Here is a 13549-nt window from a genome sequence, read left to right as displayed (position 1 = left end):
CGTGAAACACACCCTCTGGACCGAAGGGCACGTTTCACGTGAAACCAATCGATCCACGTCTGCTGCGGTACGCCCGCGCCACGCGCTTCTTCCTCGTGGCGGTCGTCGCTCTCGGAGCCGTCGGTGCGGGGCTGGTCATCGCCCAGGCGATGCTCATCGCCGAGGTCGTCGTCGGCGCGTTCCAGCACGGGCAGTCCGTCGCCGAGCTGCGCACTCCCCTGCTGCTGTTGGCCGCCGTGGCCGTGGGCCGGTCGGTTGTCGCATGGCTCACCGAACTTGCCGCCCATCGGGCGAGCGCGGCGGTGAAGTCCGAACTGCGGGGGCGGCTCCTCGACCGGGCGGCGGCGCTCGGTCCCGGGTGGCTGGCCGGGCAGCGCACCGGTTCGCTGGTGACCCTGGCCACGCGCGGGGTCGACGCCCTCGATGACTATTTCTCGCGCTATCTGCCGCAGTTGGGGCTCGCGGTGGTCGTACCGGTGGCGGTGCTGGCGCGGATCGTCACCGAGGACTGGGTGTCGGCGGCGATCATTGTCGGCACCCTGCCTCTCATCCCGCTGTTCATGATGTTGATCGGCTGGGCCACCCAGTCCCGGATGGACCGTCAGTGGCGGCTGCTGTCACGGTTGTCGGGGCACTTCCTGGACGTGGTCGCCGGACTGCCCACGCTGAAGGTGTTCGGCCGGGCCAAGGCGCAGGCCGAGTCCATCCGCCGGATCACCGGCGAATACCGGCAGGCCACCCTGCGGACCCTGCGAGTCGCCTTCCTCTCCTCCTTCGCGCTGGAGTTGCTCTCCACGCTGTCGGTCGCCCTGGTCGCGGTGACGATCGGCATGCGGCTCGTGCACGGTGACATGGATCTGTACATCGGTCTGGTGATCCTCGTGCTGGCGCCCGAGGCCTATCTGCCGTTGCGGCAGGTCGGCGCGCAGTACCACGCGGCGGCGGAGGGGCTGGCTGCCGCGGAGGAGATCTTCAGCGTGCTGCGGACGCCGGTTCCGGCGTCCGGCACGGGTGCGGTTCCGTCTGGCGCCGTGGCCTTCGAGGGGGTCACTGTTCGCTACCCCGGTCGTTCGGTGGATGCCGTGACGGAGGTGTCGTTCAGCGTCGAGCCCGGTGAGACGGTCGCTTTGGTGGGGCCGAGCGGAGTGGGTAAGTCGACGCTGCTCAGCGTGCTGCTCGGGTTCGTCTCGCCCAGCGAGGGGCGAGTGCGGGTGGGGGCATCCGATCTCGCGGAACTCGATCTTGAGGAGTGGCGGTCGCGGATCGCTTGGGTGCCGCAGCGGCCGCATCTGTATGCCGGGACCATCGCGGAAAACGTGCGGCTGGCGCGGCCCGAGGCTGACGACCGTGCCGTACGGCAGGCGCTGCGGGATGCCGGGGCACTGGAGTTCGTGGATGCGTTGCCTGACGGGGCAGAGACCGTGCTCGGGGAGGACGGGGCCGGGCTGTCCGCGGGGCAGCGGCAGCGGTTGGCTCTTGCCCGCGCCTTTCTCGCCGACCGGCCCGTGCTGCTGTTGGACGAGCCGACGGCCTCGCTGGACGGGGGGACGGAGGCGGAGGTCGTGGCGGCGATACGGAAGCTTTCGGTGGGTCGAACGGTGCTGTTGGTGGTGCACCGGCCGGCCTTGCTGGAGGTTGCGGATCGGGTGGTGCGGCTGGAGAGCGGCGAGCTGTCGAGCGCGGAGCTGTTGAGCGCCGAGTTGTCGAGTGCCCGGAGCTGCAGCCTGCCTGACAGGGGGCTCCGCCCCCTGGACCCCCGTCCTCGCCCACCCGCCACCCGCCTCGGTGAGCTGGAAGGTGGCCCTTCGGCGTCTGGGCTCGGTGGACCGGATGGTGAGCCAGAGCGGGCTCGGCTGGGGCAGGTGGGGATCGGCTCGTCGGTGGCTCTGCGCGGGTCGTTGGGAAGTGGCTCGGTCGCGGGGGCCTCGGCGCGGTCTCGGCGTGTGCCGGCGCGGGTTCGGGCGCTTGCCGGGCCGCGGCGGGGGCGGCTGGTGTGGGCGTTGGTGCTCGGCAGCCTCGCGCTCGGTAGTGCCGTCGGGCTGATGGCGACCTCGGGATGGCTCATCTCGCGGGCGTCGCAGCAGCCTCCGGTGCTCTATCTGATGGTGGCGGTGACGGCCACGCGGGCCTTCGGAATCGGGCGGGCCGTGTTCCGGTACGCCGAGCGGTTGGTGTCGCACGACGCCGTGCTGCGGATGCTGGCCGACACCCGGGTTGCCGTGTACCGACGGCTGGAGCGACTCGCGCCTGCGGGGCTGCGGACCGCCCGGCGCGGCGATCTGCTCACCCGGCTGGTCGCGGACGTCGACGAGCTGCAGGACTACTGGTTGCGCTGGCTGCTGCCCGCATCGGTAGCCGTGGTCGTCTCCGCCGCCTCCGTGGGCTTCACGGTCTGGCTGCTCCCCGAGGCGGGCGCCGCCCTTGCGGTGGGTCTCGTGGCGGCCGGCGTCGGCGTCCCGCTCATCACCGCGACCGTGGCCCGGCGGACCGAGCGCCGGCTGGCCCCGGCCCGGGGCGCCCTTGCCACCCGCGTCACCGACCTGCTCACCGGCACCGCCGAGCTGACCGTCGCCGGTGCGCTGCCCGCCCGTACGGACGCGGCCCGGCGCGCCGACGGCACCCTCACCCGGATCGCCTCCCGTACCGCCGCCGTGACCGCGCTCGGCGACGGGCTCACCGCGCTGATCTCTGGCCTGACCCTCACGGCGGCCGCCCTGTTCGGCGCCCAGGCGGTGGCCGCGGGCCGGCTCGGCGGCGTGGCGATGGCCGTTGTCGTCCTCACTCCTCTGGCCGCCTTCGAGGCCGTACTGGGACTGCCGCTCGCCGTGCGCCACCGGCAGCGGGTGCGCCAGAGCGCGGAGCGTGTCTACGAGGTGCTGGACGCTCCGGAGCCCGTGCGCGAGCCCGAGCGGCCTCGGCAGGCGCCCGCCTCGCCGTTCCCGTTGGTGGTCAAGGGGCTGGCCGCACGGTACGAGGGGCAGCGGCAAGAGGCACTGGCCGGTTTCGATCTCACCCTGGAGGAGGGGCGGCGGATCGCGGTGGTCGGGGCCTCCGGCGCCGGCAAGACGACCCTCGCCCAGGTGCTGCTGCGCTTCCTCGACCCGCTGGAGGGCTCGTACACGCTCGCCGGTGTGGACGCGTACGCGCTGGCCGGTGATGACGTACGGCGGCTCGTCGGGCTGTGCGCGCAGGACGCACATCTCTTCGACAGCTCGGTGCGCGAGAACCTGCTGCTGGCCAGGAAGGACGCCAGCGAGGCCGATCTGCGGCGGGCGCTGGACCGGGCCCGGCTGCTGGACTGGGTGGACGGGCTGCCCGACGGCCTGGACACGCTGGTCGGCGAGCACGGGGCCCGGCTGTCCGGCGGTCAGCGGCAGCGGCTGGCGCTGGCCCGCGCCCTGCTGGCCGACTTCCCCGTCCTGGTCCTCGACGAGCCTGCCGAGCATCTGGACCTGCCGACGGCCGACGCGCTGACCGCGGATCTGCTGGCCGCCACGCGGGGCCGTACGACGCTGCTGATCACACATCGGCTGGCGGGGCTCGAGGCGGTGGACGAGGTGATCGTGCTCGATGCGGGCCGGGTCGTCCAGCGTGGCACGTACGCGGAGCTTCTCGCGGTGGACGGGCCGCTGCGGGCGCTCGCGCGGCGGGAGGCGGAGACGGAGTCGCTGGTCGGAGCGCGGTGAGGCGTTTCAGCAGTGGTCGGCGAGCAGTTGCTCGATCACCACCGCGACGCCGTCCTCGTTGTTGGCGACCGTACGGCCCGACGCGGCGGCGATGACGTCCGGGTGGGCGTTGCCCATGGCGTAGGACTGGCCGGCCCAGGTCAGCATCTCGACGTCGTTGGGCATGTCGCCGAAGGCGACGACCTCCTCGTGCGAGATACCGCGCTCGGCGCAGCACAGGGCGAGCGTGCTGGCTTTGGAGACGTCGGGGCCGCTCAGTTCCAGCAGGGCGCTGGGGCTGGAGCGGGTGACGTTGGCGCGGCCGCCGATCGCGATCCGGGCGAGGGTGAGGAAGGCGTCCGGGTCGAGATCCGGGTGGTAGGCCAGGATCTTGAGCACGGGCTGGTCGGCGTCCGGGCCGTCGGGGGCGAGGAGGCGCTCGGCGGGCAGGAGGTTGTCCGGTATCTCCATGTGCAGCTTGGGATAGTCCGGCTCCTGGTGGAAGCCGTACGTCTGCTCCACCGCGAACACCGTGCCGGGCGCTGCCTCGCGCAGCAGCCGTACGGCGTCCAGGGCGTTCTTGCGCGCCAGTTCGCGCACCTTCACGAAGCGGTGGGCGCCGGGGCCGCCGTGCAGGTCGACCACGGCGGCGCCGTTGCCGCAGATCGCCAGGCCGTGGCCGTGGACATGGTCGCTGACGACGTCCATCCAGCGGGCCGGGCGGCCGGTGACGAAGAAGACCTCGACGCCTGCTTCCTCGGCGGCGGCCAGTGCGGCCACGGTCCGCGGGGAGACCGACTTGTCGTCGCGCAGCAGGGTGCCGTCTAGGTCGGTGGCGATCAGCCGCGGCCGTACGGCGGCGGAAGGGGTACCGGGCTGTCTGGTCGTCGCTGAGGTCACCGGGTCATTCTCGCGCATATGCCCGCACGGCCGTGCGCCACTCCGCACGGATGAGACACACGGAACTCCGCACAGGCGAGACACACGGAACTCAGCACAGGCGAGACACAGAGGACGCATGGTCCTCGCCGCCGTGCCGGTCAGTCCAGCTGGGCGGTGGCCTCCATGGCGATCTGCTCGAAGACCTTCTCGTCCGCGGCGAAGTCGGAGTCCGGGATGGGCCAGTGGATCACGATCTCGGTGAAGCCCAGTTCCCGGTGCCGGCCGGCGAAGTCCACGAAGGCGTCCAGGGACTGAAGCGGCCGGGCGCGGTCCGGGGTGAAGCCGGTGAGCAGGATCTTGTCCAGGCCGGTCATGTCCCGCCCGGCGTCCGCGCAGGCCTCGGACAGCTTGGCGATCTGGCCGCGCAGGGCCTCGACGGACTGCTCCGGGGTGCCGTTCTCGTACAGCTTCGGGTCGCCGGTGGTCACCCACGCCTGGCCGTGCCGCGCGGCGAGCCCCAGGCCGCGCGGGCCGGTGGCCGCCACCGCGAACGGCAGCCGGGGTCGCTGCACACAGCCCGGGATGTTCCGGGCCTCGTGCGCCGAGTAGAAGCGGCCCTCGTGTGTCACCGCGTCCTCGGTGAGGAGCCGGTCCAGCAGCGGCACGAACTCGGCGAACCGGTCGGCGCGCTCGCGCGGGCTCCACGGCTCCTGGCCGAGCGCCGTTGCGTCGAAGCCGGTGCCGCCGGCGCCGATGCCGAGGGTGATCCGGCCGCCGGAGATGTCGTCGAGGGAGATCAGTTCCTTCGCGAGGGTCACCGGGTGCCGGAAGTTCGGCGAGGTCACCAGCGTGCCGAGGCGCAGCCGCTCGGTGGCGGCAGCGGCGGCGGTCAGCGTCGGGACCGCGCCGAACCACGGGCCGTCACGGAAGCTGCGCCAGGAGAGGTGGTCGTAGGTGTACGCGGTGTGGAAGCCGAGCTGCTCGGCCCGTACCCAGGCCGAACGGCCGCCCTCGCTCCAGCGGCGGTACGGCAGGATCACGGTGCTCAGACGCAGACTCATGCGTCCGAGAGTAAGCGGACGCGCTGACAAGGGACCAAACGGTCACCGTGTGCGGCTGCTCAGCCACGGACTGAGCAGGGCCATGGGGACGTACTCCTTGTGCGTGCGGTCGCCGGGCAGGGTGGAGACGTACGGTCTGGTCGGCGCCGATGTCGTGGGCCACCTCGATCTCGCGCGCGTAGTGGGCGGCGAGGGCGCGCAGGGCGGAGACGGCGGCCTCGGTGGTCGGCAGATGTCCGGGTTTCTCAGGATTCTCGGGCAAGTGGTCCATACCACGGATCACGGCGGCAGACCGGGGCCCGTGTCAGCCGGGGGTCGGCCAAGTGCGAGCCGTGGATTCAGCGCGGTTCCGGAAAGCGCAGGTAGCGCGGGGGTACGGCCTTGGTCAGCCAGACGCCGTTGGCGCTGACGTGGAAGATGTGGCCGTCGCGGTGCATGGCTCCGGCGTCGACGGCGAGCACGACGGGGCGGCCGCGCCGGGCGCCGACCCGGGTGGCGGTCTCGCGGTCTGCGGAGAGGTGGACGTCGTGCCGGTTCATGGGCCTGAGGCCGTCCGCCCGGATCGCGTCCAGGTTGCGGGCGACGGTCCCGTGGTAGAGATACGGCGGCGGGGTCGCCGGGGGCAGTCCGAGGTCGACCTCGATGCTGTGGCCCTGGCTGGCGCGGATCCGGCTGCCCTCGATCGCGAAGCGCTGTTTGTCGTTGGCGGCCACCACGTGGTCCAGTTCCTCTCGCGTGAACCGGAAGCCGTGGGCGGCGGCCGCGGCGATCAGCGTGTCGATCTCCACCCAGCCGCCCGGATCCAGGGTGAGCCCGATGCGCTCCGGTTGGTGGCGCAGATGTCTGGAGAGGTACTTCGACACCTTCACGGTGCGTCTTTCGTCCATGTGTCCAGAGTGCGGGAGAGACATGGATCACGCAGGTTATTTTTACTCCGTAGGTTTGATCCACAACCAAGTGGCGTTATCCACAGGGGAATTGCCGAGTCTGTGGACAAGTCGCGTGCAGATTAGGGTGGTTCGCGAAGTCTCGTTCGATCCCCAGCGCTTGAGGTCATACGGTCCAAGGGACGGGCCCTCACCTCGCGTTCGGTCGCCAGGGCGATGAACTCGGAAGCTCTCTCACGCCCAACAAGCCCTTCCACAGCGTTTATTGTCGCGGCAGGCAGAGCGACGCAACGGTCTCCGGAGGGCTCTTGCGCGGGTGTCTCCGCACCGAGGTGTGTGCGCAGCTGCCTGGTCGCCAACGCCCGTATGCCGCAGGCAAGTTAGGCGTCCACTGTCTGCTGTGCCAGCGGGCGCGGCCGGCGCACCAGTGAGGCGGCTTCCGCCGCGTGCGCATCCGTACGATGGCCGGGATCCTCCAGGTAGCGGGCCAAGACGTACTCCGTGGTGAACTCGAGGAAGCGGGCGGCGATGTGCTCGACTTGCCCCCTCAACTCCCTTGTGGAACCGCTTCTGCGGCCCCACCCCGGCCACCTGCCAAGGGACCCGAACATGCCCGACCTACCCGACGCGGTCCCGCACCCCCGGCAGCTCTTACAACTTCGGTTCCACGCGCGCGAGTCGCCGCAGCGCCCCCGGCATGACGCGCGACAACAGATGGGCGCCCCTTGCCTCCGGGGTCACCGGGACGACCGCCCTGTTGCGGGCCACGGCGTCCAGGATCGACTCGGCGACCTTCTCCGGCGGGTAGTTGCGCAGGCCGTACAGGCGGGCCGAGTTCTTCTGGCGGCGGCGCTCCTCCGCCTCGTCCACTCCGGCGAAGCGCGCTGTCGCGGTGATGTTCGTGTTGACGATGCCCGGGCAGATGGCGCTCACCCCGATGTCCTGTCCGGCGAGTTCGGCGCGCAGGCACTCGGAGAGCATCAGCACGGCGGCCTTGGAGGTGCTGTACGCGGGCAGTGCCCTCGAGGGCTGGAACGCGGCCGCCGAGGCGATGTTGACGATGTGCCCGCCCTGGCCGCGCTCGGCCATCCGCGCGCCGAAGAGCCGGCAGCCGTGGATCACACCCCAGAGATTGACGTCCAGGACCTTGCGCCAGTCCTCGGAGGTGGTGGCGAAGAAAGAGCCCGACAGCCCGATGCCCGCGTTGTTGACCAGCACGTCCAGCACGCCGTACTCGCGGTGCACCTTCTCCGCGAGCTTCTCCATCGCCTGCTCGTCGGAGACGTCGGCCGTCTCCGCCCAGGCCTCGGGCGCGCCGATCAGCTGGGACAGCTCGGCGGTGCGGGCGGCGGCCTCGGCGTCGCGGTCGACGGCCACCACGCGCGCGCCGGCCTCCGCGAAGGCGAACGCCGTGGCCCGGCCGATGCCGCTGCCGGCTCCGGTGATCAGGACCAACTGGCCTCCGAACCGGTCGGCGTGGCGGCCGGTGGCCTTCGGTTCGGGGCGGCCGCCGGCCACGGACACGATGAATTCCTCGATCCAGGAGGCGAGTTGATCGGGGCGGGTGCGCGGGACCCAGTGCTTGGCCGGGAGCGTGCGGCGGGTCAGCCGGGGCACCCACTGCTCCAGGTCGTCGTACAGGCGCTCCGAGAGGAACGCGTCCCCCTGGGGCGTGATGATCTGCACGGGCGCGTGCGCGTACGCGTCCGGGCGTGGCCTGAGCAGCCGGGCGCGGACGTTGTCCCGGTACAGCCAGGCGCCGTGCGCGGCGTCGGAGGGGAGGGACGAGGTCGGGTAGCCGCCCCCGGGAACCTTTTCCATCCGCTGGAGGATCTTCGGCCAGCGCTTGCCGAGCGGGCCGCGCCAGGCCAGTTCGGGCAGGGCCGGAGTGTGCAGCAGGTACACGTACCAGGACTTGGCGCCCTGGCCGAGGAGCTGGCCCACGCGGCGGGGCGTCGGACGCTGCACGCGCGCGTTGATCCAGTGGCCGAAGTGGTCCAGGGACGGGCCGGAGATCGAGGTGAAGGAGGCGATACGGCCCTCGGTGCGGCCGACCGTGACGAACTCCCAGGACTGCACCGAGCCCCAGTCGTGCCCGACCAGGTGCACCGGGCGGTCCGGGCTGACCGCGTCCACGACGGCCAGGAAGTCGTCGGTGAGCTTGGCCAGTGTGAAGCCGCCGCGCAGCGGCTCGGGCGCCGTCGAACGGCCGTGGCCCCGGACGTCGTACAGGACCACATGGAAGCGGTCGGCCAGGCGGACGGCGACCTCGGACCAGACCTCCTTGCTGTCCGGGTAGCCGTGCACCAGCACCACGGTGGGCTGCTCCGGATCGCCCAGCTCGGCCACGCACAGCTCGACCCCGCCGGTCGCCACCCGGCGTTCCCGCGCACCCTTCAGCGTCACGTCTGCCGTCACTTCTCCTCCGCCCAGCGCCGCACGTGCGGCAGATCGTCGTCCAGCCAGAACGCGCTCTCCTCGGGGTCCTTCGAGTCGGTGACCACGAGGATCTCCTCGAACTTCGCGCCCGTACCCCGGAAGCCCAGGTGCGGTTCGACCGCCCACAGGCCCGGCTGCGGCGGATGGTCGGAGAAGCGGTACGGCGACCACAGCGGGGACCAGCCCTCGCGGTGGCCGTGCAGCGCGTCGGAGGCCAGGCCCTTCAGGGACTGTGTGCCGAACCCGAACAGGTGGAGGGAGAAGCGGCGCTGCTTCACCCGGTCCACCTTGTGGGCGATCACGCCGAACGGGTACGCGCGATGCCGGTTGGCGTAGCCCTGGCGGACCATGAGCCGGTCCACGTCCTCGTAGATCTCGCGCAGCGGCCGCCGCTCGCGCACCTCGCGCAGGATCAGCTCGCGGTGCGCTTCCAGGTCGGTCATCAGCCGGTCCTGCACCGGGTTGACGCCGAGTGAGCCCGAGTAGCCGATGTCCGCCGTGTATCCCTCGTACACCGGCGCCATGTCCAGGATGAACGGCATCCCGGGCGCCAGGGCGCGATCGGTGGGGAAGAACTGCAGCGGTATGCGGAAGTTCACGAACGCCGTGCGGTCTCCGAACCAGGCGAAGGGCAGATGGAACCAGTCCCGCACCCCGCGCTCGCGCAGCCACTCCCGCTGCATCCGCGCCGCCTCGCGCTCGGTCACGCCCGGCTCCAGGCGCGCCGCGACCGCCTCCGCGCACTCGTAGGCGAGGCGCTGCACCCGCCTGAACCCCCGCAGGTCCACCGGGAGTTCGCTGCTCACTGCCGTCGTCATGCCGCCCCGTCCCGTCGCGTCGTCGACTTGTCCCGTCGATGCGCCGACTCGTCTGTGGACCGCCGTACTCGTCCGTAACTTGACACTGGTGAATGTGACAGTTGTTAGAGGCGGCGTCAATAGGAGGGGTGACGGGCTGTGGAGAACCCGGGGTAACCCTTAGGCGTGGCATCCCCTAGGGCCCCGTAATACTTGGGTCTGACGCCAATACGGCTCTGAGGTCTGACGACCGGCGTGGCCTGAATCACTACCGTCGTAGGCGTGACTGTGATCGCGACCGAAAGCCTGAGCAAGCGGTTCCCCCGGGTGACCGCGCTCGACCGGCTGTCCGTGGACATCGGGCCCGGTGTGACCGGACTCGTCGGAGCCAACGGCGCCGGCAAGTCCACCCTGATCAAGATCCTGCTGGGTCTGTCCCCCGCCACGGAGGGCCGCGCCGAGGTGCTCGGCCTCGACGTCGCCACCAAGGGCGGCGCCATCCGCGAGCGCGTCGGCTACATGCCGGAGCACGACTGCCTGCCGCCCGACGTCTCGGCCACCGAGTTCGTCGTCCACATGGCGCGCATGTCCGGCCTGCCGCCCACCGCCGCCCGCGAGCGCACCGCGGACACCCTGCGCCACGTCGGTCTGTACGAGGAGCGCTACCGCCCCATCGGCGGCTACTCGACGGGCATGAAGCAGCGGGTCAAGCTCGCCCAGGCGCTGGTCCACGACCCGAAGCTGGTGTTCCTGGACGAGCCGACCAACGGCCTCGACCCGGTCGGCCGGGACGAGATGCTCGGCCTGATCCGGCGCATCCACACCGAGTTCGGCATCTCGGTCCTGGTCACCTCCCACCTCCTCGGCGAGTTGGAACGCACCTGCGACCACGTCGTCGTCATAGACGGCGGCAAGCTCCTGCGCTCCAGCTCCACCACCGACTTCACCCAGACCACGACCACCCTCGCGATCGAGGTCACCGACAGCGACACCCACCCCGACGGCACCCGCGCGGTCCGCGACGCGCTCCACGCGCGCGGGGTGGACACCGAGAACGAGGGCGCCGGACTGCCCGGCGCCGGACACATCCTGCTGCTGACCGCCCAGGGCGAGGAGACGTACGACCTGGTCCGGGACGTCGTCGCCGAACTCGGCCTCGGCCTGGTCCGCATGGAGCAGCGCCGGCACCACATCTCCGAGGTGTTCATCAGCAGCGCCGAACACAGCGACGACGACCAGCGGAAGGAGGCCGTCGGCCATGGCGGTTGAGCACCCCGTGCAGCCCCTGACCTCACCCGCGGGCGACCAGACCCGCATCCACGACATCGGCTACCGCGGCTACGACGGCCCCCGGCTCGGCCGCGCCTACGCCCGCCGCTCCCTGTACGCGCAGACCCTGCGCGGCGCCTACGGCCTCGGCCGCTCGGCCAAGACCAAGGTGCTGCCGATGCTGCTGTTCGCCGTGATGTGCGTGCCCGCTGCCATCATGGTGGCCGTCGCGGTCTTCACCAAGGCGCACGAACTGCCGGTGGCCTACACCCGCTACGCGATCATGCTGCAGGCCGTGATCAGCCTGTACGTCGCCGCGCAGGCACCCCAGGCCGTCTCCCGCGACCTGCGCTTCAAGACCGTACCGCTGTACTTCTCGCGGCCCATCGAGACCGCCGACTACGTACGCGCCAAGTTCGCCGCGCTCGCCTCGGCGATCTTCATCCTGACCGCCGCTCCCCTGCTCGTGATGTACGTGGGCGCGCTGCTGGCCAAGCTGGGCTTCGCCCACCAGACGAAGGAATTCGCCGAGGGACTGGTCTCCGTGGCGCTGCTCTCCCTGCTCTTCGCCGGCATCGGCCTGGTCATCGCCGCCGTCACCCCGCGCCGCGGCTTCGGCATCGCCGCCGTGATCGCCGTGCTGATCATCTCCTACGGCGCGGTCTCCACGCTCCAGGCCATCGCCAATGTGCAGAACCACACCTCCGCCATCCCCTGGATCGGCCTGTTCTCGCCCGTCACCCTCATCGACGGCGTCCAGTCGGCCTTCCTGGGCGCGATCGCCCGCAACCCCGGAGCGGTCAGCCCCTCGACCGGGCAGGGCGTGGTCTACGTCCTGGTCGTGCTCGCCCTGATCGCCGGCAGCTACGGCCTGCTGATGCGCCGCTACAAGAAGGTGGGAATGTGACCACGCTCAGCATCGACCACGTCTCGCGCTGGTTCGGCAACGTGGTCGCCGTCAACGACATCACCATGACCATCGGCCCCGGCGTCACCGGCCTGCTCGGACCCAACGGCGCCGGAAAGTCCACGCTGATCAACATGATGGGCGGCTTCCTCGCCCCCTCCACCGGCACGGTCACCCTCGACGGACAGCCGGTGTGGCGCAACGAGCAGATCTACAAGCACATCGGCATCGTCCCCGAGCGCGAGGCGATGTACGACTTCCTCACCGGCCGCGAATTCGTGGTCGCCAACGCCGAGTTGCACGGTCTCGGCGCCAAGGCGGCCCAACGCGCCCTCGCGACGGTCGAGATGGAGTACGCGCAGGACCGGAGGATCTCCACGTACTCCAAGGGCATGCGGCAGCGCGTGAAGATGGCCAGCGCCCTGGTCCACGAGCCGTCGCTGCTCCTGCTGGACGAGCCGTTCAACGGCATGGACCCGCGCCAGCGCATGCAACTGATGGATCTGCTGCGGCGGATGGGCGACGAGGGCCGCACCGTGCTGTTCTCCTCGCACATCCTCGAAGAGGTCGAACAGCTGGCCCGGCACATCGAGGTCGTCGTCGCAGGCAGGCACGCGGCCAGCGGCGACTTCCGCAAGATCCGCCGGCTGATGACCGACCGCCCGCACCGCTACCTGGTCCGTTCCAGCGACGACCGCGCCCTCGCGGCCGCGCTGATCGCCGACCCCTCGACGGCCGGCATCGAGGTCGATGTGACCGAGGGCGCGCTGCGCGTCCAGGCCGTCGACTTCGGCCGCTTCACCGCTCTGCTGCCGCGGGTCGCCCGGGACCACGGCATCCGGCTGCTCACGGTCTCGCCGTCCGACGAGTCCCTGGAGTCCGTCTTCTCTTATCTGGTCGCGGCGTAGGAGGCCGAAGATGTACGACCCCACCGTCGCCCGGCTCACCTACCGGGCCCTGCTCGGCCGCCGCCGGGCCCTCATCCTCGGCGCGCTGCCGCTGCTGCTGATCGTGATCTCCGTGGCCGTACGCGGCCTGACCGGAGCCGACGACCAGACGGCTTCCGACGTGCTCGGCGGTTTCGCGATCGCCACGATGGTGCCGATCATCGGCGTCATCGCGGGCACGGGCGCGATCGGACCGGAGATCGACGACGGCTCCGTCGTCTATCTGCTGTCCAAGCCGCTGAAGCGGCCCGCGATCATCTTCACCAAGCTGATCGTCGCCGTCGCCGTGACCATGGTCTTCTCGGCGGTGCCGACCCTGATCGCGGGCCTGATCCTCAATGGCAACGGCCAGCAGGTCGCCGTCGCCTACACGGTCGCCGCGCTGGTCTCCTCCATCGCCTACTCGGCGCTGTTCCTGCTGCTCGGCACGGTCTCCCGGCACGCGGTGGTCTTCGGGCTCGTCTATGCGCTGGTCTGGGAGGCGCTGTTCGGCTCGCTGGTGCCCGGCGCGCGCACGCTCAGTGTCCAGCAGTGGTCGCTGGCCGTCGCCCACAAGGTCGCCGGCGGTGACCTGGTGACCTCGGAGGTGGGCCTGCCGACGGCCACGGTGCTGCTGGTGGCGGTGACCGTGCTGGCCACCTGGTACGCCGGGCAGAAGCTGCGGACGCTGAAGCTGGCGGGCGAGGAGTAGGCCT

Annotated in this window: 10 protein-coding genes and 1 pseudogene; 5 read left to right on the top strand and 6 right to left on the bottom strand. The window is 71.0% G+C overall.

What is annotated here, in order from left to right:
* The first annotated feature begins 38 nt into the window (after positions 1 to 38).
* Positions 39 to 3686 carry a thiol reductant ABC exporter subunit CydD gene (gene cydD, locus ACZ418_RS15820; protein WP_468362622.1) on the top strand — a complete coding sequence of 1216 codons (3648 nt, stop codon included), beginning with the start codon at positions 39 to 41 and terminating at the stop codon, positions 3684 to 3686.
* A 6-nt stretch (positions 3687 to 3692) separates the two neighbouring features.
* On the opposite strand, the gene ACZ418_RS15815 is transcribed toward cydD, so the two are convergent.
* From ACZ418_RS15815 to ACZ418_RS15790, 6 genes and pseudogenes are all read right to left on the bottom strand, one after another.
* The gene (locus ACZ418_RS15815) at positions 3693 to 4583 is read right to left on the bottom strand and encodes an HAD-IIB family hydrolase (RefSeq protein WP_468362620.1); all 891 of its coding nucleotides are present in this window, start codon (positions 4581 to 4583) and stop codon (positions 3693 to 3695) included.
* 122 nt (positions 4584 to 4705) lie between these two features.
* Positions 4706 to 5608 (bottom strand): LLM class flavin-dependent oxidoreductase, encoded by a 903-nt coding sequence (locus ACZ418_RS15810; protein ID WP_468362618.1) that lies wholly within the window; start codon positions 5606 to 5608, stop codon positions 4706 to 4708.
* 338 nt (positions 5609 to 5946) lie between these two features.
* Positions 5947 to 6495 carry an RNA 2'-phosphotransferase gene (locus ACZ418_RS15805; protein WP_468362616.1) on the bottom strand — a complete coding sequence of 183 codons (549 nt, stop codon included), beginning with the start codon at positions 6493 to 6495 and terminating at the stop codon, positions 5947 to 5949.
* Positions 6496 to 6617: 122 nt separating this feature from the next.
* Positions 6618 to 7064: pseudogene (locus tag ACZ418_RS15800) on the bottom strand (MerR family transcriptional regulator); the annotation flags it as partial.
* An 82-nt stretch (positions 7065 to 7146) separates the two neighbouring features.
* Positions 7147 to 8901 carry an SDR family oxidoreductase gene (locus ACZ418_RS15795; protein ID WP_468363201.1) on the bottom strand — a complete coding sequence of 585 codons (1755 nt, stop codon included), beginning with the start codon at positions 8899 to 8901 and terminating at the stop codon, positions 7147 to 7149.
* Positions 8902 to 8909: 8 nt separating this feature from the next.
* Positions 8910 to 9752, bottom strand: a complete 843-nt coding sequence (locus ACZ418_RS15790; protein WP_468362614.1) for a M24 family metallopeptidase — start codon at positions 9750 to 9752, stop codon at positions 8910 to 8912.
* A 267-nt stretch (positions 9753 to 10019) separates the two neighbouring features.
* Between ACZ418_RS15790 and ACZ418_RS15785 the strand changes: the two genes are divergently transcribed.
* From ACZ418_RS15785 to ACZ418_RS15770, 4 genes are read left to right on the top strand one after another with little or no spacing between them, the layout of a single operon-like run.
* On the top strand, positions 10020 to 11000 hold the full coding sequence (locus tag ACZ418_RS15785; protein WP_468363199.1) for an ABC transporter ATP-binding protein: 981 nt from the start codon (positions 10020 to 10022) through the stop codon (positions 10998 to 11000).
* A complete protein-coding gene (locus tag ACZ418_RS15780; protein ID WP_468362612.1) occupies positions 10990 to 11907 on the top strand; it encodes an ABC transporter permease in 918 nt (305 codons plus the stop codon). Before ACZ418_RS15785 ends, ACZ418_RS15780 begins: the two co-directional genes overlap by 11 nt.
* Positions 11904 to 12815 (top strand): ABC transporter ATP-binding protein, encoded by a 912-nt coding sequence (locus tag ACZ418_RS15775; protein WP_468362610.1) that lies wholly within the window; start codon positions 11904 to 11906, stop codon positions 12813 to 12815. Before ACZ418_RS15780 ends, ACZ418_RS15775 begins: the two co-directional genes overlap by 4 nt.
* Positions 12816 to 12825: 10 nt before the next feature.
* Positions 12826 to 13545, top strand: coding sequence for an ABC transporter permease subunit (locus ACZ418_RS15770; RefSeq protein WP_468362608.1), 720 nt, complete (start codon positions 12826 to 12828; stop codon positions 13543 to 13545).
* The last annotated feature ends 4 nt before the right edge of the window (positions 13546 to 13549 follow it).

This window comes from Streptomyces sp. NPDC030820, from assembly GCF_055572075.1.
The sequence above is the reverse complement of the archived record's forward strand: the minus strand, read 5'-3'. Positions and strand labels throughout refer to the sequence as shown.